Annotated in this window: 23 protein-coding genes and 1 pseudogene; 7 read left to right on the plus strand and 17 right to left on the minus strand. The window is 60.8% G+C overall.

Features of this window, described 5'->3' with window-relative positions; translation table 11 throughout:
- Positions 1-253: 253 nt before the first annotated feature.
- Entirely contained in the window at positions 254-676 is a 423-nt protein-coding gene (locus NL528_RS28710; RefSeq protein WP_309177766.1) for a hypothetical protein, read from the plus strand.
- Positions 677-754: 78 nt separating this feature from the next.
- Here NL528_RS28710 and NL528_RS28715 read toward each other — a convergent pair whose 3' ends face one another.
- The gene (locus NL528_RS28715) at positions 755-1,258 is read right to left on the minus strand and encodes a hypothetical protein (protein WP_309177767.1); all 504 of its coding nucleotides are present in this window, start codon (positions 1,256-1,258) and stop codon (positions 755-757) included.
- A gap of 332 nt (positions 1,259-1,590) precedes the next feature.
- The gene (locus NL528_RS28720) at positions 1,591-2,121 is read right to left on the minus strand and encodes a DUF3617 family protein (RefSeq protein WP_309177768.1); all 531 of its coding nucleotides are present in this window, start codon (positions 2,119-2,121) and stop codon (positions 1,591-1,593) included.
- A gap of 476 nt (positions 2,122-2,597) precedes the next feature.
- On the opposite strand from NL528_RS28720, the gene NL528_RS28725 reads away from it, so the two are divergent.
- Positions 2,598-2,972: a hypothetical protein gene (locus NL528_RS28725; protein WP_309177769.1), complete on the plus strand. Its 375-nt coding sequence runs from the start codon at positions 2,598-2,600 to the stop codon at positions 2,970-2,972.
- A 51-nt stretch (positions 2,973-3,023) separates the two neighbouring features.
- Here NL528_RS28725 and NL528_RS28730 read toward each other — a convergent pair whose 3' ends face one another.
- The 6 genes from NL528_RS28730 to NL528_RS28755 form a co-directional block, all read right to left on the minus strand.
- The gene (locus tag NL528_RS28730) at positions 3,024-3,281 is read right to left on the minus strand and encodes a hypothetical protein (RefSeq protein ID WP_309177770.1); all 258 of its coding nucleotides are present in this window, start codon (positions 3,279-3,281) and stop codon (positions 3,024-3,026) included.
- Positions 3,282-3,383: 102 nt separating this feature from the next.
- A complete protein-coding gene (locus NL528_RS28735; RefSeq protein ID WP_309177771.1) occupies positions 3,384-3,707 on the minus strand; it encodes a hypothetical protein in 324 nt (107 codons plus the stop codon).
- Positions 3,708-4,163: 456 nt separating this feature from the next.
- A complete protein-coding gene (locus NL528_RS28740) occupies positions 4,164-5,531 on the minus strand; it encodes an HlyD family type I secretion periplasmic adaptor subunit (RefSeq protein WP_309177772.1) in 1,368 nt (455 codons plus the stop codon).
- A 9-nt stretch (positions 5,532-5,540) separates the two neighbouring features.
- The gene (locus NL528_RS28745) at positions 5,541-7,253 is read right to left on the minus strand and encodes a type I secretion system permease/ATPase (RefSeq protein WP_309177773.1); all 1,713 of its coding nucleotides are present in this window, start codon (positions 7,251-7,253) and stop codon (positions 5,541-5,543) included.
- A 596-nt stretch (positions 7,254-7,849) separates the two neighbouring features.
- A complete protein-coding gene (locus NL528_RS28750; protein ID WP_309177774.1) occupies positions 7,850-8,212 on the minus strand; it encodes a hypothetical protein in 363 nt (120 codons plus the stop codon).
- Positions 8,213-8,260: 48 nt separating this feature from the next.
- Positions 8,261-8,713, minus strand: a complete 453-nt coding sequence (locus NL528_RS28755; RefSeq protein ID WP_309177775.1) for a hypothetical protein — start codon at positions 8,711-8,713, stop codon at positions 8,261-8,263.
- Between the two features lie 368 nt (positions 8,714-9,081).
- Here NL528_RS28755 and NL528_RS28760 point away from each other — a divergent pair, with 368 nt between their 5' ends.
- Entirely contained in the window at positions 9,082-9,528 is a 447-nt protein-coding gene (locus NL528_RS28760) for a hypothetical protein (protein ID WP_309177776.1), read from the plus strand.
- A 416-nt stretch (positions 9,529-9,944) separates the two neighbouring features.
- Here NL528_RS28760 and NL528_RS28765 read toward each other — a convergent pair whose 3' ends face one another.
- From NL528_RS28765 to NL528_RS28775, 3 genes and pseudogenes are all read right to left on the minus strand, one after another.
- Complete coding sequence (locus NL528_RS28765) at positions 9,945-18,959, minus strand: DUF4347 domain-containing protein (RefSeq protein ID WP_309177777.1); 9,015 nt, start codon at positions 18,957-18,959, stop codon at positions 9,945-9,947.
- Between the two features lie 970 nt (positions 18,960-19,929).
- Positions 19,930-20,160, minus strand: a pseudogene (locus NL528_RS28770) (ROK family protein); the annotation flags it as partial.
- Positions 20,161-20,358: 198 nt separating this feature from the next.
- A complete protein-coding gene (locus NL528_RS28775) occupies positions 20,359-20,562 on the minus strand; it encodes a hypothetical protein (protein WP_309177778.1) in 204 nt (67 codons plus the stop codon).
- Between NL528_RS28775 and NL528_RS28780 the strand changes: the two genes are divergently transcribed.
- Entirely contained in the window at positions 20,561-21,064 is a 504-nt protein-coding gene (locus NL528_RS28780; protein ID WP_309177779.1) for a hypothetical protein, read from the plus strand. The genes NL528_RS28775 and NL528_RS28780 overlap by 2 nt on opposite strands.
- Before the next feature lie 411 nt (positions 21,065-21,475).
- Positions 21,476-22,363: a dienelactone hydrolase family protein gene (locus NL528_RS28785; RefSeq protein ID WP_309177780.1), complete on the plus strand. Its 888-nt coding sequence runs from the start codon at positions 21,476-21,478 to the stop codon at positions 22,361-22,363.
- 66 nt (positions 22,364-22,429) lie between these two features.
- Here NL528_RS28785 and NL528_RS28790 read toward each other — a convergent pair whose 3' ends face one another.
- The 3 genes from NL528_RS28790 to NL528_RS28800 form a co-directional block, all read right to left on the minus strand.
- Positions 22,430-22,579 (minus strand): hypothetical protein, encoded by a 150-nt coding sequence (locus NL528_RS28790; protein WP_309177781.1) that lies wholly within the window; start codon positions 22,577-22,579, stop codon positions 22,430-22,432.
- Positions 22,580-22,688: 109 nt separating this feature from the next.
- The gene (locus NL528_RS28795) at positions 22,689-23,216 is read right to left on the minus strand and encodes a hypothetical protein (protein WP_309177782.1); all 528 of its coding nucleotides are present in this window, start codon (positions 23,214-23,216) and stop codon (positions 22,689-22,691) included.
- A gap of 144 nt (positions 23,217-23,360) precedes the next feature.
- On the minus strand, positions 23,361-23,771 hold the full coding sequence (locus NL528_RS28800; protein WP_309177783.1) for a hypothetical protein: 411 nt from the start codon (positions 23,769-23,771) through the stop codon (positions 23,361-23,363).
- Positions 23,772-23,886: 115 nt separating this feature from the next.
- Between NL528_RS28800 and NL528_RS28805 the strand changes: the two genes are divergently transcribed.
- On the plus strand, positions 23,887-24,117 hold the full coding sequence (locus NL528_RS28805) for a hypothetical protein (protein ID WP_309177784.1): 231 nt from the start codon (positions 23,887-23,889) through the stop codon (positions 24,115-24,117).
- A gap of 57 nt (positions 24,118-24,174) precedes the next feature.
- Here NL528_RS28805 and NL528_RS28810 read toward each other — a convergent pair whose 3' ends face one another.
- Together NL528_RS28810 and NL528_RS28815 are read right to left on the minus strand one after the other, a co-directional pair.
- Positions 24,175-24,705, minus strand: coding sequence for a gamma carbonic anhydrase family protein (locus tag NL528_RS28810; protein ID WP_074275346.1), 531 nt, complete (start codon positions 24,703-24,705; stop codon positions 24,175-24,177).
- A 105-nt stretch (positions 24,706-24,810) separates the two neighbouring features.
- Positions 24,811-25,140: a DUF6949 family protein gene (locus tag NL528_RS28815; protein ID WP_074275345.1), complete on the minus strand. Its 330-nt coding sequence runs from the start codon at positions 25,138-25,140 to the stop codon at positions 24,811-24,813.
- 220 nt (positions 25,141-25,360) lie between these two features.
- On the opposite strand from NL528_RS28815, the gene NL528_RS28820 reads away from it, so the two are divergent.
- Entirely contained in the window at positions 25,361-26,074 is a 714-nt protein-coding gene (locus NL528_RS28820; protein WP_309177785.1) for a hypothetical protein, read from the plus strand.
- Positions 26,075-26,092: 18 nt separating this feature from the next.
- Here NL528_RS28820 and NL528_RS28825 read toward each other — a convergent pair whose 3' ends face one another.
- The gene (locus tag NL528_RS28825; RefSeq protein ID WP_291856299.1) at positions 26,093-26,311 is read right to left on the minus strand and encodes a DUF3126 family protein; all 219 of its coding nucleotides are present in this window, start codon (positions 26,309-26,311) and stop codon (positions 26,093-26,095) included.
- Positions 26,312-26,389: the final 78 nt, after the last annotated feature.

Raw genomic sequence — 26,389 nt, forward strand, 5'->3', positions numbered from 1 at the left:
TCCAGAAAAGTCAGCCGTACCGGCTTGCGTTGGAATCAATTTCCAGAAATTTTACCGAAAAATCTTCGTTTAAGTTATTGTTAACCCCAGTTGAGGTCAAGAAATGTGTTTGGTTAATCAATACTTTCGGTGCAGATGTGGTAAAGAGGGGACAGACTGCTCTGTCAGAACAAGAGGTTAGGAAGTATTAATCTTTTGGCGAGCTGTTGCCCGCCCGACCCTGTTCAGTTTTCCCTGCGATTTGGAGCCGTCGATGCGGGCAATCTACCAATCGTGCGCTTTGGCAGTCCTTGTGGGGGCCATTGGCACAGCAACTGCGCAGGCCCCGACGGAGACGGTCGAGCGTTCAGTTAAAACGTTGCCAAATAGGGACACCCAAATCGGCGTTTACCTGAACGTGCTGCCGGACTGCACGTCAGGCCCCCTGCCGACCATTCGATTGGTCAGTCCGCCGACCGCCGGCAAGGTAGTCGTAAAGACCGCAAAGGCGAAGGCCACCAACTACAAGGCCTGCCTGGCGCTCGAGGTGCCTGCCTACGTCGCGTTTTACAAATCACCCCCCGAATTTCTGGGCGATGACGTTCTGACGATCGAGGTCAAGTACGCGGGCGGGCGAACGGAAATTCAGAAAATCACCGTCAAGGTGAGCGGACCGGGCGCCCAGCAAAAGATTTAGAGCGTCGCCCGGGTATTTGAAGTTCCAACGCCCGAGCCGTGGCGTCCGCCAGCCATCGGCCCGGATCGGTCCCAGATTTCAGTGTTCGATGGGAAGGTCCGAAGGTTGACCAAGCGCAGCACTGTCCTCCCGGCAATCGCCAATTCTTCGCGCGATCACCAGATCCGTCCTCGGCAGCTGCCCCACTGTGAGTTGATTGACCTCGCTGTAAGCTTCATCGCTTTGCACGGTTATGACGGTGCTGACCGGCCCCATGTAATCGCAGCGATTGGAGAAGATGTACCGGTTGTTGACCTTCTCCGGCTTGGCCGAATGGCAGCTCCCGACCGGAGCGGATGAAAATGTGGCTTTCATGGCCTGGGTTGGATCAACGCAGCGCGTCATCTCGCGCTCGAACAATTTATGCCTCACGTTCGAATGGGTAACGATTTCGAGGGTTCGCACAAATCGCCACATCCCTTTTCGGAAGGTCGGACCGCCAAATCCTTCGTCCGCATGAGCCTCCGGCAAAAGGACGAGGGCCGCTACGAACGATGCGATGATCACGAGGAGGCAGCGGGAGATGATTTTCGACGCAGCCAAGTCATTACTTGCGGTCATTTTCGATTTTCCCCGTTGTCTGATTGAACAGCCAGTCGCGCCCGCCGTAGACAATCATTCGAGGGACCTCGCCTTAAATCCTGGTTAACGAATCGCGCTTGGCGGGTGATCAGGCCCGGCCTGGTAAACAAGGCCGTAACCGGCATCGATGCCTGCCCCCTCGCTCCATCGGAGACGACGTGACCACAGCCGTTCGGCGCAAAATGTGATGAGGGCCCCAAGCTACGCCCGGGCGCGAATTCACGGCGGTCAAGTGACTGCCTTGCGCCAAGGACCCTGTTCAATTTTTGACGGAGCCGCGATCAGATATGATCTCAGTGCTGCAAGGACAAAACAGAAGTCTTTGCCAAGTCTTCCGCCTTGTCGTCGGTACAATCCCCAATTCTCTTTGCGGTGACCAGATCCGACTTCGGATGCTCACCGACGGTGACTTCGTTGAGTTCAGTGTAAGCTTCGTCACTGTGCACCGTTATGACGGTGCTGACCGCTCCCAGATAATCGCACCTGTGGCCGAACGTATATTTATTGCCGACTTTTTCCGGCTTGTCGGAAACGCAGCCTCCAACGGGCGATGATGAGAAGGTCGCCTTCATCGCCTGGGTTGGATCAACGCAGCGCGTCATCTCCCGGTCAACCAATCTGTACTTGACGTTCTTGTTCGCATTCCTGACGACATCAAGCGTTCGAACAAAACGCCAAAGGCCCTTGCGAAAGCTCGGGCCACTAAACACGCCATCCACTTTTGCCTGGGGGGCGGCTTGGGATTGAGTGGATTGGGGTTGAGTGGATTGGGGTTGACGATCCTGAGCCTGAGACTGGATCGGGATGAATGACATGGTCGCCATCAAGGCAGCCGACCCATAGACGCGTAGAAATCTCGAGCCAGCAACGTGATTTCGGAAGTTCATCCCGCCCCCAGTACCCCGGTCCGATCAATCATCCGGATCCGGCCGCATCAAACAATCACTGCACTCACCAGTTGCAGGTAAATTGTGGTCAGTAAAGGTTAACGGCCCCAAGCAAGGTGCCATTTGATTTATCTTTTGATTTACTGCGACAAACCAGCAACACCAAGCAGTAATCGAGAGACGTTCGCGAGCCGTGATTTTATGGGGTTTTTGAAGCTGACGTTCGCTGAAGTCGCGGGCACCATCCGCCCCTCAGTTTGTCACGCGATCAGATCCTGCGCGACGCAGGCGGTCGAGGTGCCCACCCCGTTGGCGAAAAAGGCGTGACAACTTCGCGCCAACATAGGAATTAATTGACGCTTCGAATGATTTTTGCTCTCTTGGCGCTCGTTTTCAACTTCTTGGGGGCCGCAATGCGCATTGGACTTGGCACGTTTTTAGCTGTGGCTTTTGTTGGATTTTCCGTGTTCGCCGGGCCGGCGCCAGCAGCGGACCTTGGCCTGATGTCCTCGGGCCCGGCCTCGGTCGGAAACTGTTCCGATCTTGTTTTTACCTGCGACAACGGTCGGCAGTATCCGCTTTGTCCGATTGCAGTGTCGATAGCCGGAGAGGTCGTTACCGGTTCGCTCCATCTCGGCCATCATGGCGCCACGCACGTGCGGCTGATTCCGATGGGCGTCGGCTATCGCTATGCCGGGCGCGGGATCTGGCTGGACGGCTTTCGAGAGAACGCGCTGCTGAACTTCGGAAAGCACAGCCAGGTCGCCTGCACGCTACTGCGCTCCTGAGACCGGAGCGCCATAAGCCTTCGACCTGATTTGATTTGCTCAGATCGACGCTCAGCCCTTGGTTCGCAACACCGCTCGCGAAGAACGCGGATACATGTACGCCTTCGGGTGCACGTAGACCGCACACGTGTCCTGCCACTGGTATTGCTGCCAATTCCATTTCAGGCAGCCCGCCTCCATCTGCGGATCGTATCCCCAATTGAGTCGGTATGGCTCGTCACCGAACGGGTAAGGGCCGCTATAGGCAACGCTGCTTGAGAGCACCACAAATGAAACGGCAGCGACGGCGGCAAGCAACGGCTTTTGCATGGTAAACCCCGGTTTCCCTGAGACGCTAATTTAGCGAAGAGTGCCAAACGGAGGGGTCTTTATCAAGGGCCTTGGGACGCAAGGGTCCTTTCAGCTGATAAATTAAGAGCGGTTGCGTTGATGCAGGTCGGGGTCGTCTTTTGCGCCGTTCGACAGACGCGAGACGGCCTGCTCCTCAAGCAAGCGCGCCAGCTCCGCGGTGATGTCCGCGGTTACTTCCCGTACCTGTTCCGTAACGATGCTCTGGTCGACTGCGGACAGGTTCTGAACCCGCCCGGCGACGGCGATCGTTTCCACCTTCAATTCGAGCGGATTATCGAAGTCGGACAGGATGATGCCGTCGCGTTCCACCGCGCGCGGCCGGGCCGCAGGCTCTTCGACGGCCCATCGGTCGGCCGCCGCGACAAAGAGCGCAGAAAGCGTCAATCCACGCCGCTTAGCCAAGGCCTCAAGCCGCGCCAGCGACAGGACTGTTCAAATTCGACGCGAACGGTCCGGAGATCGTCCGGCACATCGATCGCGGCAAGAAGCAATGCGCCGTTCCGCGCGATCGATTCGGCCGGCATCGGCACGCAAATTTCCTGATCGGCCGCTAGCAGGTTTTCTAGATGGGCCAGCAGCTTGGCTCTGGCCCCCGGCAATCACCTCGTCCACCGTCCGGGCTGGCACCGCACAGGTCGAATAGTCGGGAAACGATGCCGAATAGCCGGTTTCGCCGTCTCTTTTCACGGCAGCGATGAAGATTGCCATTTCCGCCCACCGCGACCAATGTCAGTCAAACGATGCCCGCGTATCCAAATTTGAATTTCAACCCAAGATTGATCGCAAGATCAATCTTCCGGATCCATCGGGCCGGCGATTTCCCCGACAGCGAATCAGGCGTTACTTCTGCCGAAACGAGTGATTGAACGACATCACGAGCGGTCCGACAATATAGTCGAACGCGGTTCGCTGGATGGTGGGGATCATCACCGTGGCCGGCATACCCGGATAGAGCCGGATATTCGGCATGGCCGCAAGCTCGCTCTCATCGATCCGGACGAACGCCGTGTAATAGGGATTATTGGTTTTCGGATCGGTCAGACGATCGGCGGAAATCTGGATGATGTCGCCATGAATGATCGGAACGATGCGCTGCTTGTAGGCCGTGAGGTGAACTTCGGCACGCATGTCGGGCCTGATGTCGCTGATATCCTCGACCGCGATCTGCGCCTCGATGGTGAGCAAGTCCTGATCCGGGACGATGTCGAGAATCTTGTCGCCGCGCTGAATGACGCCGCCGACGGAAAACGCGGTCAGCGCAACGACCCTGCCGGCATAGGGCGCGCGGATTTCCATGCGGCCGAGTACGGCCTTTGCATTTACTGCCTTCGGGATCACCTCAAGCATCTTGGCCTGGGTGTCGCGCAGGTCCTTGGTGACATCGGTCATCCGGTCGTTGTCGAGTTGCGCGATCTGCTGCCGCTGCTCCGCAATGGCTTGCCGGGCCTTGGCGATGTTGGCATTGGCATCCGCAATCTGCCCCTCGAGGCCATATGCGGTGCGCTCCAGCTGCAGGATGCGCGGCCGGGCGATCAGTCCCCGCTCGACCAGCGGCGCGATGTCTTTGGCTTCAGCCTTTACAGAGGTGATTTGGTCTGTGAAGGATTTGACCTGCGCTTCGGCGCCGACGATCTGCGAGTCCAACTGATTGATTTTCTCCCGGATGACGTTGCGCTGTCCTTCAATCGCGGCTCGACGACTTTCAAACTGGCTGATCTGGCCGTTCCAGACGCTCTTCAGATAGGTCTCTTCCACGCGCGCCTTGAGATCGTCGGGCATCACCAGCGCCGAGCCATGGTCAAGTTCGGTGAGCAGCCGTACTTCGGTTGCACGGAGCACGACATATTGCTGGGAGAGCACGTCGTATTCGGCGCGCGCCTGGGATTCGTCGAGCACGATCAAGAGGTCGCCGACGTTGACCTTCTCGCCTTCTCTGACATGAAGCTCCTTGACGATCCCGCCGTCGAGGTGCTGAACGCTCTTGCGGTTGCCGTCGACCTTAACGATCGCATTGCCCACGACCGCGCCGTTGAGGGGCGCGGTTGCCGCCCATGTCCCGATACCGCCGAAAAAGATCGCGATGATCAGCCAGCCTGCCAGGGCGACGCGATTGATGGAGTCGCTTGGCGGCTGCTCGCCGACGGTCGGCTTACCGCGCAGTCCCGCGGCGCCCCCCCTGCTCCGAATTGCAGCATCCAAAAGAGCCATTTCAGATTCCTAGCCCGTCGAACCTTGTACGGCATGCACTGGCACGGGGCGCGTGAGACGCGACATGATTTCGGCGCGGGGCCCAAACATTTCCGCTACCCCGTCCCTGAGAACCAGTATCTTGTCGACCACCCCGATCGTGGCCGGCCGATGCGACACGATCACCACGGTCGTGCCGCGCTTCTTGAGCTGAAGAATGCAAACCGCCAGCGCGGCATCGCCTTCGGCATCGAGATTTGAGCTCGGCTCATCCAGCACCACGAGGCTCGGATTGGCGAAGATGGCGCGGGCTAGACCAATACGCTGACGATAGCCGCCCGAAAGTATGGCGCCGCCTTCTCCCACCTGGGTGTCATAGCCGTCTGGCAGGCGCACCACCATCTCGTGCACGCCGGCTGCCTGCGCGGCCAGAATCGCCTCGTCGTCTTCGCCTTCCTGGAAGCGGCTGATATTGGCCGCGACCGTGTCGGCAAACAGCTCAATATCCTGGGGGAGATAACCGATATGCTGACCGAGTGACGTCCTGACCCAACTCGATACATCCGCGCCGTCCAGTCGCACCGCCCCGGCAGACGGCACGAGCACGCCAACCAGGTGACGCGAAAGCGTGGATTTGCCGGCGCCCGAAGGGCCGATAACACCCAAGACCTCGCCTGGCTCGATCACGAACGTTACCCCGCGCAGGATCGGCTTCGAACTAAGCGGGGGCACATAGGTCAACCCCTCGACCGAGAGTTGGCCCTTCGGCCGCGGCAGCGTCAGGCCGGCGTCGCGTTCGGGGTTGGCCGACAGAAGTTCGCGTATACGCAGGAATGCCCCGCGCGCGGAAACCAGATTGCGCCAGGAACCGACGATCTGCTCCACGGGCTGCAAGGCCCTTCCGAGCAATATGCTGGCGGCAAACATGGCGCCGACGGTGGCAAGTCGTTCGATCACGAGATAGGCGCCGAGACCCAATATCATCGACTGCATGGCAAGCCGCAGAAAACGGATGAGGCTCTGCATAGTGGCGGCACGGTCGCTAGCAGAGACCTGCCGTTCAAGCATGCGGTTACGATCACGGGACCATCGCCTCAGCAGGCCTTCGGTCATGCCCATGGCCCGGACCACTTCGGTGTTGCGCAGGCTCATCTCGGTGAAGCTATAGCTCCGGGAAGCCGCCTCACCAGCTTCAGTCAACGGCAGCTTGACCAGCCATTCGTTGAACAGGGCCATGAGGACCAGCACAATGCAGCAGCCCAAGGCAAATGCCCCCAGGAAGGGGTGCAGCACGAAGATCACTGCAATATAGATTGGCGCCCAGGGCAGATCGAAGATCGCGTGGATGCCCGCGCCGGTAACAAACTGACGGAAGGTATCGAAATCGCGCAGCAACTGGCTGCGGGCGCCGCCGGCGCTTGCGGAGCGATCGATGATCGCAGTCATCACGCGCGTCGCGATCTTCTGGTCGAGACGAATGCTGGCGCGGGTCAGCACGCGCGCCCGAACGGCGTCCAACCCGGCCAACGCCATGAAAGCGATCAAGAGCGCGATCGTGAGCATCAGAAGCGTGATCTCGCTGGCGCTCGAAATCACGCGATCATAGACCTGCAGCATGTAAAGCGGCCCGGCCAGATAGAGCAGGTTAATCGCCAGACTGAAGATCGCAGCGGTGACGAAATAGCTCTGGCAACTCTCCAGCAAACGCCGAAGTTCGTCAGGTCTCTTGAACGGAGCACTCACACGGTTCGGCGGAAATCCCGCCCCTCTTTAAATTAACTATTTGCGACCCGTTTGGGCCAAATGACATTGAGCCAACTGCTGCACCTTAGCAGGGACCCCGTACGATTTTCAATTTATCTAAGGCAATGTTTAACGTGGCGAACTTTTTGACGGAAGCGCGCCGGACCGTCAGGGCTCGCAAAACACCGTATTTATGCGGTAATCGGAGGGCTATGGGCCCCCGGGTAATCCCGCTGCTAGGCGGCGGCGCAAGGCACCCGCCTCATTGAATTTAAATTAATTTAGAGTGCGCGGAGAAACATATTTTCAGCAGGTATCGCCAGTGTATTGGCGCGGTTCCCGCAAATGAACCGTCCATTTAAGCTCGCTGGAACCGCCGAGCTAATCTGGATCGCTAGTTTTACGTCCCGTTCAAGGCCTCCGCTCCTACGCGGCGAGTGGGACCGGTCAAATCGCCTGTGTTCACCCCGACCATGAGCCGATCCAGGCTGCGGGGACGTCCCCGGTGGCAAACCTCGGCTCTCGCTAATCTTGGCAGTAATTTTCGAGGCCACTCGGCTCGAGCCTTCGCGCAGGAAACCTTGCGCGGAGTCCCCTCAGTGCCCGCCTTGCGCCCCCTGCAGGGCTGCAGAAGGATCGCCTCGCGGCCGACGAGACTGGGCCGCGCGCTCGAACTCCCATGCGCGCTCGAGGCGCTCGGCTGGAATTTCCTTCAAAAACCTTGACCAGGCCGCGCTGAATTCCTTCATGCAGACGTCGCAACTTTCACCCGTCCCGTTTGCCCATGCCGGCATTGCCACGGGCACGGTGATGAACCACTCCCACGGAGTAGCCGGCGCTTTCGGGTCGGCCACCAGGCGGATCCTGCCGATTGCGTGGTCTTGATGCCAAATTACGTAGTCGTCTTTGACATCGGGCCATTTCGAACGGGCATTCAGCGTAATCGTTTTCTTCGCCATCACGAAATACTCAAAACATGTAAGGGACCCGGGCAGAAAAATTAGAATTCAATTCTGAGACGTAGCAGCCTGGTTCAATGAAAGCAACGCGTCGGCGCTCTTCGTGAGACCGCCGGCCACCTGTTTTGCCGCGTCCGGCGACAGCGCATAGCCAACCTGGCCTTCCAGCCGATGATTAAGAATGAACAGGATCAAACCTCGGCCGCTCGTGTCTGCCGTTATGGTGAAATTCTTCGGCAATTCGAAGCGGACCTCATCCGGATTGCCGCTGCCCCCCTTCTCGGTCACTGGAGCAGCAGCCTGCCTTGTAGCGGAGCCGATTGGAGCAGCCGGCTGCATCACATTCCTGGCCCGGATCAGAGAATCAATGAGATCGTCCAGGCACTCATGCGCAAACCTCAGCTCCAGATCGCCGGTATATTTGCCGCTGGTCGCGACAATCACCTCTTTCTTGTCGTCCGATAGACTAGCGGTCTTCACCGCTGCAATCCTGATCGCCATTCGCCGACCTTCCTTCAAAAGATTCCACCGGACGGTCCTCTGCAGCCCTGCTCCGTAGACGCAACCATATCGCAGGCTCTCTCAATTGCCTGACGGCGGTCATATCGTCCTGCCGAGCGACTATCACTGACGCCGTCAGCCCGGAATTCAGCGTTAAAGATAAAACGCAAGTTTTGCAAACCGGGCTTTGGCAGCTCGCGCCCGAGACCTCGGTCAGCCGCGGCCAGGGCAGCAGAACCCGCCCAGCCTCGGAGTTGGTCAGAATGCGAGAACCGGTATTGCCGTCGTCAATTCTAGATCCTACAATTCGCCCATAGTCGTTAATATTGCAAATTGATGAGGACTTGCCCCTAGGCGGCGCAACAGCCATGGCGATAAACCCGACCCCGCGGATCGTTACCGAGTTCAAGCCAAAATTCGAAATCAAGATTGATCTTGATGACCGGTGCTTCGTTTTTCCGGCAGGCAAATCCGTTAGCCAATTGCTCCTGACGTCTGATGGCAGAACGGTCTTTCTTGATGCGACTTATCCTTTCAATCAATCCCACAGCCCGCCGCGCCTGATCTCTCTCGATTTGGAAGACACGAAGGAGTTCGGCCGGCGATTGATCGAAGCCGTTCACTGCGCCCGGACCCAGCTAGTCGCAACGAGCGGCGTTCGCATCTCCATCAACGTGAATGCGAACGGCTACCACCTTCAGTTCGGCGACATGAACAGCGCGGTCGACCTGTTTCTCGGAACGGGCTGCATCTGGCGTGTTTGCCAGGGGATCTTGAGGATTGCAGATCTGATTGCGCCCGTTGAATCCAACTGACCGGGCAGCGGCGATTAAATACCCCGCTTTCGCCTATGCTTCCTCATCTAGTGCGTCGATCAATTCTCGACCGAAACTTGCGCGCAACTTCCTGAGTTGGTGCAATCCCAGTTCGGCCTGCGCGGCAACGCGGATCAACTCGACAGGTGCATGTGCGGGATTTCAAGATAGACCAGCCGGAGCAGAAAAAAATCCGCTCCTGCCTTGTATCTTAGTGGTGCAGCATATCGGACGAAGTCACGTTGGTGATCAGGTGGATTTCTATATCGGCGCTAGCGGTGGTTTCCGAACCAATGGACCTGAGCGAGCTTGTATTTGAGCCGCAACAAGTCTCGCATGTCGCCGGGCATTTTCGCTTAAACCTCCATTTGCACATCCTCGTGGACTTCGGCGCGAGCACGCGATCCGTCAACTACTCAATGATGGAGGATGAAATCTGATGACGTCATTGACGTCACGCCCGTCAAATTGATTTGCATGTCCTCATGATTGTTACCGATCGTTTCAGACGCCGCACTCGCATTGGCGTAGACAATGGTATTGCCGCCAATGACCACAATATCGATGGTATGTGCCGCAATCGACGCCGGCGTTGAAGTCAGATTGTTGACCGCTACAGACTGGACAGTGCTGTTCAACCCGCTGATGGCTGAGAAGTCGATCTTGTCGGAACCATGCGTAAAGTCGCTGATGGTGTCGAATTTACCGGAACCCGGCTGCGAGTCGGTGATCGCGGTGTACTTGAAAGTATCGTTGCCGGTGCCCCCGCTGAAGCTGTCGGCGCCAGCCCCGCCAACGAACGTGTCGTTGCCGGCTCCGCCTTTGAAAGTATCACTACCCTTCGTGCCATCGATGTACGAGAAATTGTAGGGGTTAACTAAAGGTCCCGTGAGATCGAGGGCGTTGTTGCCCGGCGTGACGTTGATAGCCTTGATGTCGGCCGTCGCCACCGCGGTATGCCCGAGACTGTCCGTGACTGTATAGTTGAAGAACACGTCGGGGGCTTGGACGTTACCGCCAGAAACGACGTTTTTATCAACCGTAAGGTGCAAAATACCGCTGGCGTCCTCCGTCACCGTGTAGCCGCTAGCGAGAGTGCCGTCGGCATAATGGACTGAGGCAGTACTCGCGGCCTGGCCGCTGCTGTTGAACAACGCATTAGCTCCGAGATGGATTCCGCCAGACGGCGAAGAGTCATTCGCGAGCAGGTCTTTCGTGAACGTATCATCCCATGTTGAGCCTTCCGAGATGACGAACCTTTCCCCGCTTGCTGAGACCGGACTGGTGTTGACAGTCACATCGATGGTCCCGGTCGTATCGGCATGTGAGCTGCCTTCTGTCACCTGGGCATCGACCGTGAGCGTAAAGTGCTGGGTCGTCCCAGTCTCTGTGAGGGTCAATCCGGCAAGCTGGGAGGTTGTCAATGTGTAGCTGCCGTCGGTGTTGAGGTGACCTTGATTAAGCGTCACCCCGGCCGGAAGCCCGGATATGTTGATCAGCAATGTTGAGTCCGGATCGACCTCGGAAAGGGCGGATTGGATATAGATCGGGATTGCCGTGTTCTGATTGCCAGAAACGCTGCTGGTGTGCTGATCGCCCGACAGGCTGTTGTTTAAGTCCAGAGTCGGCGCTTCCGGCACCGGGTTTTCGGTGATGGTGATGGTCTGGGTCGCCGAGTGCGCGGTGGTCGAGCCCTCGGTCGCATTCGCCGTCACATGCAGCGTGATAGTCGAGACGTCGTCGTCGCCGGCATGCAACGTTAAGCCGACGAGCTGAGCCGCCGTCAGCGTGTAGACGCCACCCACAGGCGTCAACGTGCCGCCAGTGTTGCTCAGGCTGGCCGTGGTCGGAACCCCGGTGATCGTCACCGTGTTAGTGGCGTCGGGATCAGACTCGAACGTCGGCGTGATGGTGAGGCCAACGGTGCCGCCCTCGTTGACGCTCGACGCTGCCGCGCTCGCCGTCAGCGTCGGAGCCTCCGGCACCGCGACTTCGGTAATCGTGATGGTCTGGGTGGTCGAGTGCGCGGTGGTCGAGCCCTCGGTCGCGTTCGCCGTCACTTGCAACGTGATGGTCGAGACATCGTCATCGCCTGCATGCAACAATAGGCCAGCCAGTTCCGCCTGGGTCAGCGTGATGCTGCTGCCGGTGAACGTGTGGTTCAGACTGTTCGTCAGCGATTCCCCAACCACAAGCCCGGTGATCGTCACCGTGTCGGTGGCGTCGGGATCAGACTCGAACGTCGGCGTGATGGTGAGACCAAAGGTGCCGTCCTCGTTGACGCTCGACGCTGCCGCACTCGCCGTCAGCGTCGGCGCCTCGGGCACCGGGTTTTCAGTAATCGTGATGGTCTGGGTCGCCGAGTGCGCGGTGGTCGAGCCCTCGGTCGCGTTCGCCGTCACTTGCAGCGTGATGGTCGAGACATCATCGTCACCGGCATGCAAGGTCAGGCCGGCGAGCTGAGCCGCCGTCAGCGTGTAGACGCCGCCCACAGGCGTCAACGTGCCGCCAGTGTTGCTCAGGCTGGCCGTGGTCGGAACCCCGGTGATCGTCACCGTGTTAGTGGCGTCGGGATCAGACTCGAACGTCGGCGTGATGGTGAGGCCAACGGTGCCGCCCTCGTTGACGCTCGACGCTGCCGCGCTCGCCGTCAGCGTCGGAGCCTCCGGCACCGCGACTTCGGTAACCGTGATGGTCTGGATCGCGGAGTCGGCGGTGGTTGCGCCCTCGGCGGCGTGCGCCTGGACGGTCAGCGTGATGCTGGCGGTGTCGTCATCGGCGGCATGCAGCGTCAGGCCGGAGGCGACGTTGGCAGCCGTGATGGTGACGCTGGCGCCACTGTAGGTGTTGCCGTTGCCGTCGCTGATCGTCGCGGTGCCGAGGCCGGAGATCGTGACGCTGTCGGTGGCGTCGGCATCGAGCTCGAAATGCGGGGTCAGGTTGATCCCGACATTGCTGTCCTCGTTGACGCTGGCGGCCGCGAACGACACGTCGGTGTTGGCGAGAACCGGCGCCTCGGCGACCGGGGTGACATCGACCGTGATGGTCTGGATCGCGGAGTCGGCGGTGGTTGCGCCCTCGGCGGCGTGCGCCTGGACGGTCAGCGTGATGCTGGCGGTGTCGTCATCGGCGGCATGCAGCGTCAGGCCGGAGGCGACGTTGGCAGCCGTGATGGTGACGCTGGCGCCACTGTAGGTGTTGCCGTTGCCGTCGCTGATCGTCGCGGTGCCGAGGCCGGAGATCGTGACGCTGTCGGTGGCGTCGGCATCGAGCTCGAAATGCGGGGTCAGGTTGATCCCGACATTGCTGTCCTCGTTGACGCTGGCGGCCGCGAACGACACGTCGGTGTTGGCGAGAACCGGCGCCTCGGCGACCGGGGTGACATCGACCGTGATGGTCTGGATCGCGGAGTCGGCGGTGGTTGCGCCCTCGGCGGCGTGCGCCTGGACGGTCAGCGTGATGCTGGCGGTGTCGTCATCGGCGGCATGCAGCGTCAGGCCGGAGGCGACGTTGGCAGCCGTGATGGTGACGCTGGCGCCACTGTAGGTGTTGCCGTTGCCGTCGCTGATCGTCGCGGTGCCGAGGCCGGAGATCGTGACGCTGTCGGTGGCGTCGGCATCGAGCTCGAAATGCGGGGTCAGGTTGATCCCGACATTGCTGTCCTCGTTGACGCTGGCGGCCGCGAACGACACGTCGGTGTTGGCGAGAACCGGCGCCTCGGCGACCGGGGTGACATCGACCGTGATGGTCTGGATCGCGGAGTCGGCGGTGGTTGCGCCCTCGGCGGCGTGCGCCTGGACGGTCAGCGTGATGCTGGCGGTGTCGTCATCGGCGGCATGCAGCGTCAGGCCGGAGGCGACGTTGGCAGCCGTGATGGTGACGCTGGCGCCACTGTAGGTGTTGCCGTTGCCGTCGCTGATCGTCGCGGTGCCGAGGCCGGAGATCGTGACGCTGTCGGTGGCGTCGGCATCGAGCTCGAAATGCGGGGTCAGGTTGATCCCGACATTGCTGTCCTCGTTGACGCTGGCGGCCGCGAACGACACGTCGGTGTTGGCGAGAACCGGCGCCTCGGCGACCGGGGTGACATCGACCGTGATGGTCTGGATCGCGGAGTCGGCGGTGGTTGCGCCCTCGGCGGCGTGCGCCTGGACGGTCAGCGTGATGCTGGCGGTGTCGTCATCGGCGGCATGCAGCGTCAGGCCGGAGGCGACGTTGGCAGCCGTGATGGTGACGCTGGCGCCACTGTAGGTGTTGCCGTTGCCGTCGCTGATCGTCGCGGTGCCGAGGCCGGAGATCGTGACGCTGTCGGTGGCGTCGGCATCGAGCTCGAAATGCGGGGTCAGGTTGATCCCGACATTGCTGTCCTCGTTGACGCTGGCGGCCGCGAACGACACGTCGGTGTTGGCGAGAACCGGCGCCTCGGCGACCGGGGTGACATCGACCGTGATGGTCTGGATCGCGGAGTCGGCGGTGGTTGCGCCCTCGGCGGCGTGCGCCTGGACGGTCAGCGTGATGCTGGCGGTGTCGTCATCGGCGGCATGCAGCGTCAGGCCGGAGGCGACGTTGGCAGCCGTGATGGTGACGCTGGCGCCACTGTAGGTGTTGCCGTTGCCGTCGCTGATCGTCGCGGTGCCGAGGCCGGAGATCGTGACGCTGTCGGTGGCGTCGGCATCGAGCTCGAAATGCGGGGTCAGGTTGATCCCGACATTGCTGTCCTCGTTGACGCTGGCGGCCGCGAACGACACGTCGGTGTTGGCGAGAACCGGCGCCTCGGCGACCGGGGTGACATCGACCGTGATGGTGCCGGTTGAGGTAGCGATATTGCCGCCGTCATTGGTCGTCGCCGACACGCCCAGCGTAAAGCTGTCACCTTCCGGCACCGTGATCGTAAGTCCGGAAAGGTCGGTGGCCGGATTCAGAGTCCAGGTATTGCCGGCACCCGCGCTGCCGTGATTGAAGGTCACGCCGGACGGAACACCTGTAATAATGATGTTACCAAGGCTCGAATCCGCATCCGCCTCGCTCAGAACATCGGTGATGTTGAGCGCGACCGCCGCGCCGCCCTCGGTCACCGTCACCGAAGCCGGCACCGTCAGCGTCGGTGCCTCCGCAACCCCGTTCACCGTGACGCTGATGCTGCCAGTTGAGGTGGCGACGTTGCCGCCGTCACTGGTGGTGGCCGACACGCCCAGCGTAAAGCTGTCACCTTCCGGCACCGTGATCGTAAGTCCGGAAAGGTCGGTGGCCGGATTCAGAGTCCAGGTATTGCCGGCACCCGCGCTGCCGTGATTGAAGGTCACGCCGGACGGAACACCTGTAATAATGATGTTACCAAGGCTCGAATCCGCATCCGCCTCGCTCAAGACATCGGTGATGTTGAGCGCGACCGCCGCGCCGCCCTCGGTCACCGTCACCGAAGCCGGCACCGTCAGCGTCGGTGCCTCCGCAACCCCGTTCACCGTGACGCTGATGCTGCCAGTTGAGGTGGCGACGTTGCCGCCGTCACTGGTGGTGGCCGACACGCCCAGCGTAAAGCTGTCACCTTCCGGCACCGTGATCGTAAGTCCGGAAAGGTCGGTGGCCGGATTCAGAGTCCAGGTATTGCCGGCACCCGCGCTGCCGTGATTGAAGGTCACGCCGGACGGAACACCTGTAATAATGATGTTACCAAGGCTCGAATCCGCATCCGCCTCGCTCAAGACATCGGTGATGTTGAGCGCGACCGCCGCGCCGCCCTCGGTCACCGTCACCGAAGCCGGCACCGTCAGCGTCGGTGCGTCCGCAACCCCGTTCACCGTGACGCTGATGCTGCCAGTTGAGGTGGCGACGTTGCCGCCGTCACTGGTGGTGGCCGAGACGCCCAGCGTAAAATTATCCCCCTCCGGCACCGTCATCGTCAGCCCGGAGAGCTGCGCCTGCGTCAGCGTTAACGTGCCGCCTACCAGCGTGCCGTGATTGAAGCTCACGCCGGACGGAACACCTGTAATAATGATGTTACCAAGGCTCGAATCCGCATCCGCCTCGCTCAAGACATCGGTGATGTTGAGCGCGACCGCCGCGCCGCCTTCGGTCACCGTCACCGAAGCCGGCACCGTCAGCGTCGGCGCCTCCGCAACCCCGTTCACCGTGACGCTGATGCTGCCAGTTGAGGTGGCGACGTTGCCGCCGTCACTGGTGGTGGCCGACACGCCCAGCGTAAAGCTGTCACCTTCCGGCACCGTGATCGTAAGTCCGGAAAGGTCGGTGGCCGGATTCAGAGTCCAGGTATTGCCGGCACCCGCGCTGCCGTGATTGAAGGTCACGCCGGACGGAACACCTGTAATAATGATGTTACCAAGGCTCGAATCCGCATCCGCCTCGCTCAAGACATCGGTGATGTTGAGCGCGACCGCCGCGCCGCCCTCGGTCACCGTCACCGAAGCCGGCACCGTCAGCGTCGGTGCGTCCGCAACCCCGTTCACCGTGACGCTGATGCTGCCAGTTGAGGTGGCGACGTTGCCGCCGTCACTGGTGGTGGCCGAGACGCCCAGCGTAAAATTATCCCCCTCCGGCACCGTCATCGTCAGCCCGGAGAGCTGCGCCTGCGTCAGCGTTAACGTGCCGCCTACCAGCGTGCCGTGATTGAAGCTCACGCCGGACGGAACACCTGTAATAATGATGTTACCAAGGCTCGAATCCGCATCCGCCTCGCTCAAGACATCGGTGATGTTGAGCGCGACCGCCGCGCCGCCTTCGGTCACCGTCACCGAAGCCGGCACCGTCAGCGTCGGCGCCTCCGCAACCCCGTTCACCGTGACGCTGATGCTGCCAGTTGAGGTGGCGACGTTGCCGCCGTCACTGGTGGTGGCCGACACGCCCAGCGTAAAGCTGTCACCTTCCGGCACCGTGATCGTAAGTCCGGAAAGGTCGGTGGCCGGATTCAGAGTCCAGGTATTGCCGGCACCCGCGCTGCCGTGATTGAAGGTCACGCCGGACGGAACACCTGTAATAATGATGTTACCAAGGCTCGAATCCGCATCCGCCTCGCTCAAGACATCGGTGATGTTGAGCGCGACCGCCGCGCCGCCCTCGGTCACCGTCACCGAAGCCGGCACCGTCAGCGTCGGTGCGTCCGCAACCCCGTTCACCGTGACGCTGATGCTGCCAGTTGAGGTGGCGACGTTGCCGCCGTCACTGGTGGTGGCCGAGACGCCCAGCGTAAAATTATCCCCCTCCGGCACCGTCATCGTCAGCCCGGAGAGCTGCGCCTGCGTCAGCGTTAACGTGCCGCCTACCAGCGTGCCGTGATTGAAGCTCACGCCGGACGGAACACCTGTAATAATGATGTTACCAAGGCTCGAATCCGCATCCGCCTCGCTCAAGACATCGGTGATGTTGAGCGCGACCGCCGCGCCGCCTTCGGTCACCGTCACCGAAGCCGGCACCGTCAGCGTCGGCGCCTCCGCAACCCCGTTCACCGTGACGCTGATGCTGCCAGTTGAGGTGGCGACGTTGCCGCCGTCACTGGTGGTGGCCGACACGCCCAGCGTAAAGCTGTCACCTTCCGGCACCGTGATCGTAAGTCCGGAAAGGTCGGTGGCCGGATTCAGAGTCCAGGTATTGCCGGCACCCGCGCTGCCGTGATTGAAGGTCACGCCGGACGGAACACCTGTAATAATGATGTTACCAAGGCTCGAATCCGCATCCGCCTCGCTCAGAACATCGGTGATGTTGAGCGCGACCGCCGCGCCGCCCTCGGTCACCGTCACCGAAGCCGGCACCGTCAGCGTCGGTGCCTCCGCAACCCCGTTCACCGTGACGGCAATGCTGCCAGTTGAGGTGGCGACGTTGCCGCCGTCACTGGTGGTGGCCGAGACGCCCAGCGTAAAATTATCCCCCTCGGGAACCGTCATCGTCAGCCCGGACAGCTGTGCCGGTGTCAGCGTCAGAGTGCTGCCGACCAGATTGCCGTGATTGAAGGTCACGCCGGACGGCACACCCGTAATAACGATGTTGCCAAGGCTCGAATCCGCATCCGCCTCGCTCAGAACATCGGTGATGTTGAGCGCGACTGCCGCGCCGCCTTCGGTCACCGTCACCGAAGCCGGCACCGTCAGCGTCGGCGCATCGGCGACCGGATTGACAGTCACGTTAATCGTCTGCGGCGCCGAGGTGCCAGCTTCCGAGCCAGTGGTGCTGCCCGTCACCGACAGAACGAAGTTACCCTGATCGCTATCCGGGATTGTCATCGTCAGACCGGAGAGCTGTGCCTGCGTCAACGTCAGAGTGCTGCCGACCAGATTGCCGTGATTGAACGTCACGCCGGACGGCACACCGGTGATCGTCACGTTGCCCAGGGCGTCGTCGCCGTCCTGTGCCGTTTCTGTGATCGTCAGCGCTACGGTTGCGTCTTCATTTACAGAGACAGATGCCGGCACCGTTACAATCGGCGGCTCAATCTCGTGAAAGGTCGTAGTAGCGGCTGAGGCGGCGCCGTTGCCCCCCTGCTGCGTAAACACGAAGTTTATTGCGTACGTTCCGCCTTCCGTAGCCGGAGAACTGGCGGGGGCATCGAAGGTAATCGCCTGTATTAATGCCTGTGTTGCTGTCTCCGCGGAGGGGGTGGAATTGCCGCTAAGGCCAGCGGTGTACGTGATTGTGAGGGGGGTACCGCCCGTACCGCCGGTAAAAGTGGCAAAGATGATGCCATTATAAAGGATATTCGCGCCACTGACGGTAATCCCGTCTCCAGTTGTTGAGCTGATCCCAAGCGCGTCCGTTGTATCCCCGGCCGGAAGCGAAACGACCAACGTGGACCCGTCGTACGTCTTGTTGCCTTGATCGGTAAACGTCGCGCTCGGCGCGATCACCTGCGCCGTGCCAATCGTGTAAGTAAATGTGTTCGAGGGTTCGTTGAGATTGAATGTGAAAGTGTTCATCACCCCGGCGTAGCTTGCGCGTCCCTCCACCGTCAGTGGCGGGCAAACACCAAGCGCTCCACTTCGCGCTTCCAGCTCCCAACACCCTCCGCGTGAATAAGAACCAACCAGTCCAGTCGCGGCAGCGATCGCTTTGCCCGTCACCCGCGCAAGAGCGCTAACAAACCTTGAACCGCGCTCCCCCTGCCCGGTCTCGCAGCTCCACAGCCGCAGGTCGCCGTCCTTGCCAATTGCCCGACCGATCGAATTGAGGTCTGCTGCATGCTCATGCAATTTTTCAGCTGAGAGTACCCCAGCCCCGAACGCCACTTCACCAGGTCGTCCATGTGCAATGACGTGGATCGCTTCGATTCCTTCCCTGCCCTGAACCGCTCGCGCCATCTGTCGCGGTGCCGGTTCATCATTGGAGAGCAGGATCGGTTCGACATCGGGGCGGAAGCCCTTGAGCAGGGTTTCGAGGTCATCTACGCCGCGGTCGATGAAGGCGATCTCGCGCTTGGGGGGGGCGGTCATGGAAGAAATCTCCACGGGAAATGAGGGAGCGGCGGCAGACGCGTCGGTGTCGGAAATGCTGGTGATTGATGCGATAACTTGATGCTTGGCCATAACGCTTCCTTGCAATCGGATTGATGCGAAAAATTCAGGATCGGTCGGATGGAATGGCTGTCAGCAAGGACAGCATGTCGAGGGGATCGCCGGGAGCGATCTCGGGTGGGTCGACGGATGCCGACGGATCGTTTGCAAGAGTTGCCGACGGCTCGACCGGAAGATCCGGTGAAGGAGCGCCAATCGAAATTTCCTGGAGGCGCGATTCAATCTCGGACCAATCGACCGCTGGCTCCGACCTCGGGGTAAATGAAACGCGACCCAATGCTCACTCCTCTACTCTGCTGACGCAGAGCAGGCGTGACCGCACTCGAAAATCAGTTCACAAGAAACGCGACGCCCGTCTAAAAACTTTCGCGCGGCCGTGAGACCAAGAAAGACACTTGTCGCTAATGTATTCTACGGTCCACCGTGAAAAGACTTCGACCACCGTAACCCTGCCCGCTTCGTGTTCGGTCCCGCACCACCGCCCACGCTGCAAATAACTTTTTGTAAGTAATTGACGTCCCTTTTTGAATCTCGACCCACGCCGTCCCCGGAGTGATGACCGGAGTTCGAAGCGGTAAACTATTCCTTAACCTAACAGCCTGGAACTTGTCGCAAATTTGCGTCAATGTCCAGATGCCGCGCTAATATACTTCCGCTTAACCATTAACTCCGGCACGCCAGCCACACGCCGACTAATTTCCCGCAATCCTACGGGGTTTCGCGTCGGGAACTGGCCGGACTGGACCACATACGCGAACTAGCGGGCTGATAAACTGTCTGAGCTGGGGTTATGCGACTGGTTTCTTGGCCGTAGCGCATGGCAGTCTGTCGTTGCGGAAGCCGATAGTACAGGCCGTGAGGAGGTCGGCCTGCATCGAAAGGGGATGCCTCAGCGCTCGCCCTTGCCGTTGCGATTGGTGAAGCGGGCGTTGCCCAGGCCCGTGCCGATTGTCAACGCCCCAACGCCTCACGTCGTGCATGAAGGGGATCTCGGACAGCCCCTGCGCCAAGCCATCGGATGCATGGCGATGGCCGTGTCGTGCTCCCCGATCTGCGGGATGGCTTCGACCAGACTTGCCGGCAGATTGAACTTGCTGCTCTCTCAGTTGCCGGGCAGGTGGGCGCTTCTGTTGAGCACATCCTTGGGACGATTGAGGCCCGGATTGCTTCGCGGGTCGGGATCGCTCTAGCTACCTCGCAGAGCGAGGCATGCCTCTCTGATTGATGTACTAAAAGTTCGCTGGGCTCGCGGAGGAGATATCCTCTTGGAGCCGCGCTCCACGGGGAGCATCGCTCCCCACGGGGGAAGCATTTGATTTTATTCCCAGCCAGCGGTCACGACGGAGCATCCGGCGCGAAGCGAACGTGCGCGCAGGCCGTCAAAAGCCGTTTTGCGTCCAAAATCCCGGTTTTTGGACGCTTTAGCTGGAATCCTGCACCAATCCGGCAAATCCCCGGTTTTAGCCACGCTGAGGTTGTGGTAATCGGGAACTTTCAAATTATGTCCGGCTTGGAGTCTCATGATCGAACTCGCGCCCCGGAATTCCAATATTGGCTCCATCACGCGTATCGGCGCGCAACCCATCGCGATCGGCGCCGTCGCCCTGTTGTTCGTTGTGCTGGGGATCGGCTCCATCGCGCTCTGGCGGGCCTATACCGGCAATGCGCCCGAAACGGATCGCGTCGTAGCGATCCGCCAATTGCAGGCTCGCACCGCCCAAGCGTCCGAGCAACTGGTCGAAAAGACCAGGGGTCTCGAGGCCACCCAGCAGGAATCGATCGACCAACTGCAAGTGGTCCAGGACCAGTTGCAGACCGTGCGTCGCCTCCTCGCCTCGCAGCAGACCGATACCAGGAAGCTTTCCGAACAGATCGGAAGTCTGACCGAAGCGATCGAGGGGCTGCGGCAGTCGTTCGCGAGCGTGCAGGCCACCGAGCCTGCGGCTGAACCCACCCGCAAGCGCTCGTCCAGGGCAAAACCCCACGCGAGTGCGCACCGCAAGCGCGGCAAAACGAGCGGCTGAGGGCCGCTGGCGCCGTTTTCGGGGGAACGCCCGCCCGCGGACGCCAAATGCCAGTCGGGACAGCCGATCCATGGCCACAGGCATTTCCATAGCGACGGCGGCCCTGCGCCGACGACGCGCATTTGTCGTCGCGAAACCCTGCGCCCCACCGTGAATTTTCTTCGCCATTTGTGAACTGGTTCACATATGCCCGTGAGATTCGCGGTCATGTTGCAGTTCACCGGATGGCGTGAGCCGATTTCAATATCCGGGGCTGGCAAGGTCGTTGACGGTATACTACGTCGACGGCCTTGTTTTTTGTGCCCCTGCAATCTTCAAACCCGCACTTAAAGTGAAATCCTCGCAAGCAGGTGATTTGCGTTTGGCTTCAATTGTTTGCTGAATGCGCCTCCCAAAAAGGAGGAACTTTCAATGAGTGCCGAACCCCTGCTGACTTCAGACATCATCGGGCTGACAAAAATCGCGCCGTTTTCCCGCCGCGGGTTCATGACCGCGTCGGCCGCCGTGACGGCCGGATACACCCTTGCCGCCGGACCGGTGCGCGCCGACGTGATCAAGACCGACACCAATGGCCTCACCGCCGGCGACACCAGGATCAAGGTTGCTGACGGCGAAATGCCCGGCTATTTCGCCCGACCGGCCGGCGTCAGCAATCCACCCGTCGTACTGGTGGCAATGGAGATCTTCGGCCTGCACGAATACATCAAGGACGTGACCCGGCGCCTGGCCAAGCTCGGCGCATTCGCGGTCGCGCCGGATTATTATTTCCGCAAAGGTACCGATCTCACCAAGATCACGGACATCCCGCAGCTGATGCCGATCGTGAATTCGAAGCCGGACGCGGAATTATTGTCCGATCTCGACAGCACGGTGGCCTGGGCCAAGTCGCAGGGTGGCGATACCTCCCGGCTCGGCATCATCGGGTTCTGCCGCGGCGGACGGACGGTGTGGAAGTATGCCGCCCATAGCGGCGCGCTCAAGGCGGGCGCCTCGTTCTATGGTCCGCCGGTCGATCCGCCCAACCCGATTTGGCCAAAGAGCCCGCTGCAGCTCGCGCCGGAGATGAAGGCGCCGGTGATTGGCCTGTACGGCGAAGCCGATACCGGGATTCCGGTGGCGCAGGTAGAAGCATTAAAGGCCGCGCTGGCCGACAACAAGAAAACCGCCGAGTTCAAGATCTATCCGGGCGCGCCGCACGGCTTCCACGCTGACTATCGCGCCAGCTATCGCAAGGAAGCGGCCGACGATGCCTGGAGCCAGATGCAGGCCTGGTTCAAGAAATACGGGGTGTTGAGCTAGCTGGCGTTCGCCGCCTGGCGCCGATGGCGCGCAGCCCGACGACTGCGCGCCATCGGCCCGGACAAGCTAGCGGAAGTGATCGCTGGAGAAGCGATCGCTATTGCGATGCAGCTTGGCGATCCGCGGTTCGATTTCCCAAAGCATCCAGACAAAAGCCGTTCCTAGACAGACAACGACACCCAGGAACACCAAGGTCAAAGCCGGGGTTGTGAGCATGTTCAACATCCCTGATGCGATGCAAGCGGCGTACCAGCAGACGAATCGCGGCCTCGGCGATTAAAACACCGGGGCCGCGGGATTCATCCCGATATCGGGGCAAGCGGGATTAGTTGCAAACCTGAACCTGCCGGACACGCCAGCCATAGGGGGTCAGCACCTGCTGCTGGGCGAGGTAGCAGCCGCCGTCGCCGTAATAGTCGTCGTAGCCATAATTGGCGTAGTACGGATAGCCGTAGTCGTCGTCATAGTAGCCGTAGGCTCCGTAACCCAGGCCGAAGCCGATGGCTGCGGCGGCAAGCGGAAATCCGCGATGCCGGAATCCAGGGCGGAAGCCGCCGCGGAAACCGTTGACGGCGAAGCTGCCGCTGCGAAATGCGCCGGCGCCGATCGCGGCCGAACGGAAGCCGCCGCCGCTAATGGCCGCGGCGCGGAAACCACCGCCGCCCATCCCAATTCCGCCGCCGCGGAAGCCCCCGCCAAACCCGCCGCCGTGGAAACCGCCACCGCCGTGAAAGCCACCACCGCCGTGAAAGCCACCGCCTCCGCCAAAGCCGCCGCGGGCCGACGCTGCATCCGGCGCCAGCACGGCAATTGAAGCGACCGCGAACAACGCTATCATCGTTTTGCGTAACATCACCCATCCTCCGTGCTCACTCGCGTTCAAACGCTTGACGCCTTCGGCGTCGGATCCCTGCAGATCCCGGATCAAATCTAGGACCGGTTCTCGCAGACCGCTTGATCATTCTGCTCACTTCTCCGCGACCGGCTGACAGTCACATCAGCAGCCGCGACAAATGCTTTTCAGCTTGCGATCGATGGTCTTGTTTTCCCCCGCAATCGCGGCATCGATATTCTGCGACCCGGATCCTGTGGTCATGCCGGGCTCAGTATTTACGCCCGAGCCCGAAGGCTGAGCCGTTCCGGCGCTGTTGGTGCCAGGCGCCGGTGGCTTTGAAAGCCGTGTCGAGTTGCCCGCGCCGGACGGCACACCGCTCACGCCCGCAGTCCCGACGCCGACCGAGCCCGCGCTGGGCGAACCGACGGTGCTTCCCGCGCCGGCCGAAGACCCGCTGGCAGCGCCACCTGCACTTCCACCGCTGGCTCCGCCGGTGCTTTGCGCAGACGAAATGACGGTCGATACCAGAATTGCGATCGCGCTAATCGCGGCCGTCACGGACGCTCTTTTCATCGCAAATCTCCTTTTCTGGTCACAACCGCGGCGCAAGGCCGTTGTTCCTTTCCGGAACAATTTCGATCGGCAATCATTGGATGAGTGTCTGCTGAAATGCAGGAGTTGATGACGCTTGCGCAAATTGATCGCCTTCGACGACGACACCTTCGACAAGCTGACCCAGCTTGGACGCGACCGGATGGCGACGATTCAGGAATTGGCGGATGAGGCGTTCGCAGACGTGCTGAAAAAGCACGGCATCCCCGTCGATCTCAAGGATGCGCTTCGCAAAAGCGCCGCGCTCGACCGGGCGCCGGCAAAAAGCAAGGCGCGATCAGGTCCGGTGCGAAAAGCCAAATCGTGACGACCGGCTCCAATTCATTGGTGACCGGCTTGTCCGGGGAAGACCGCGGCTCCGTCTTCAGCCGATCTTCTTCAGGCCGTTTTTGAAGCGCGGCCCGTTGAGGGCGTAGAATTTCGCAGCACTTCCCATCGCCGTCACCTGTTCGGGCGAAAGCGTGCGGATCACGCTCGCCGGCGAACCGATGATCAGCGAATACTCGGGATATTCCTTGCCCTCGGTGATGAGGGAATTCGCCCCGACGATGCTGCCGCGGCCGATCTTCGCGCCGTTCATGACGATCGAACCCATCCCGACCAGCGCGCCGTCTTCGAGCGTGCAACCGTGCAGGATGACGTTGTGACCGACCGTGCAGTTCGTTCCGATCGTGAGCGGAAAGCCGCGATCGGTGTGGCAGGTCGAATTGTCCTGCACGTTGGACCCTTCGCCGATCTCGATCCACTCATTGTCGCCGCGCAACACCGCGCCGAACCAGACGCTGGCCGAGTTCTTGAGGCGCACCTTGCCGATTACGGTTGCAGTGTCGGCGATAAAGTAATTTCCGTCCGCGGGAAGATCGGGCGCCTGCCCATCCAGTTCGTAGATCGCCATCGAAGTCTCCTGTTCGCGGAGACCTTATAGCGTTTTCGAGCGAAGTGGATACCGGTTCGCGTGAAGAAAACGCGTCCAAAAAAGCAGACCAGAACCGGTCAGGTTCTAGGCCAGCACCCCGGCGGCGCGCAACGTCATCAGGAAGAACGTACCGGACATCAGGCTCCAGAACCCGGCAATGACGGTCGCCATCATCACGAATTCAAAGCGGCGGCGTTCGATCTTGGCGCCGCGCAGCGTGTTGCGCATGATGATGAAGGGCGCGGCAAAGACCAGGAACGGGACGGCGGCAAACGTCTTCGGCGCCACGCCCTGCTGCAGCAGCCCGAAACCCGCGGGACGCTCGGCCATGGCCTGGTAGCCGCTGGCAAGGGCGCCAGCCAGCGCAAAGCCGATGCAAAGGGAGAAAAGCGAATTCAACGCATCGGGGGACATGGACACTTCCGCTACTCGACAAACCGCGCCTTGCTTTCGCAAAATTGGCGGGCTGCCGCCACAGCAACCTTAAGGAAAGGTTAACAAGGGGCCGCCGCGGCCGCGTTTGCGCATGGCTCGTGTCGCCTTGACTTCGGTGAAATCATGCGGAAATCGGCTGGCGCATGGCATATTCGAGCACTGATTCGGCGTTAGCTTCGAACCCTACGATGCCTCGTTCATGACCTTGCTTTTGACGGCCCAGCACATCGCCCGCGACACTCGCAAGGACCCGCGCGGTCACATGATCCTGATCATGGTCGCGGGTACGATCACTATCGGCGCGATCGCCCTGGTCGCCTTTCTGTTGTGGCCGACCTGGGGAAGCGATCCTTCGAGCGGACCGGCACGATTGCCGGTCAGCATCGGCGCAACCTTGTTCAATGTGCCGACGACTGCAGTGCGCATGAAAATCCAGCGCCACTCCGGTCCGCAGGAGCGCGTCGATCTCAGCTTCATGTTCCCTTCGCTCGAGCCGCCCGAGGCGCCGAAACACGTCAGCGCCGACACGGTCGAGGAAAAGCCGCAGCCGATCGACCGGATATTCCTGTCGATATCAGCGCATCACGACACGCTGGCGCCCGACACCCGCGTCCGCACCATTTATCCGCGTTATCTGGAGCAGGACTCGACACCGATCGATGACGGATTGTCGATGCGCGCGTTTCGCGACGGTTCGCCCTACAGCAACGAAGACCTGTTCTCAGCGAACGCGCCAAGCCTCAGCGCGCGCTGCACGCGCGATGGCGCAACGCCTGGAATGTGCCTGAGCGAGCGCCGTGTCGACGGCGCCGATCTGACGTTCCGCTTTCCACGCAGCTGGCTTGGACAATGGCGCGACGTCGCAGGTGCAATGGACCGTCTGACGGTGCAGTTGCACGGGCCGAAGGGGTAGCGGCAGTTTCGCCGCACCTCACCCCTGATCGACCAGATCTTCCTCGAGGATCGCCATCTGAAACTGGAATGAGCGATCGTCGTCTTCGTCATCGACGAACAGCACGCCGATGAACTCCTCGCCGATATAAACCTCGGCCGAGTCATCCTTTTTGGGCCGCGGCACCACGCGAATCTTGGGATTGCCGAACACGCGCTTGAGATAGGCGTCGAGCTTCCTGACTTCCTGAACGTCCACGGCAGTCTCCAATCGGGTCGAGGTTTTCCGGGGAGTTTTAGGACGGTACGCCGCGAACCGCCAGAGCCTTTTCGGCCC

The sequence above is a fragment of the Bradyrhizobium sp. Ash2021 genome, from assembly GCF_031202265.1.
In the GTDB taxonomy this organism is placed as follows: Bacteria; Pseudomonadota; Alphaproteobacteria; order Rhizobiales; family Xanthobacteraceae; genus Bradyrhizobium.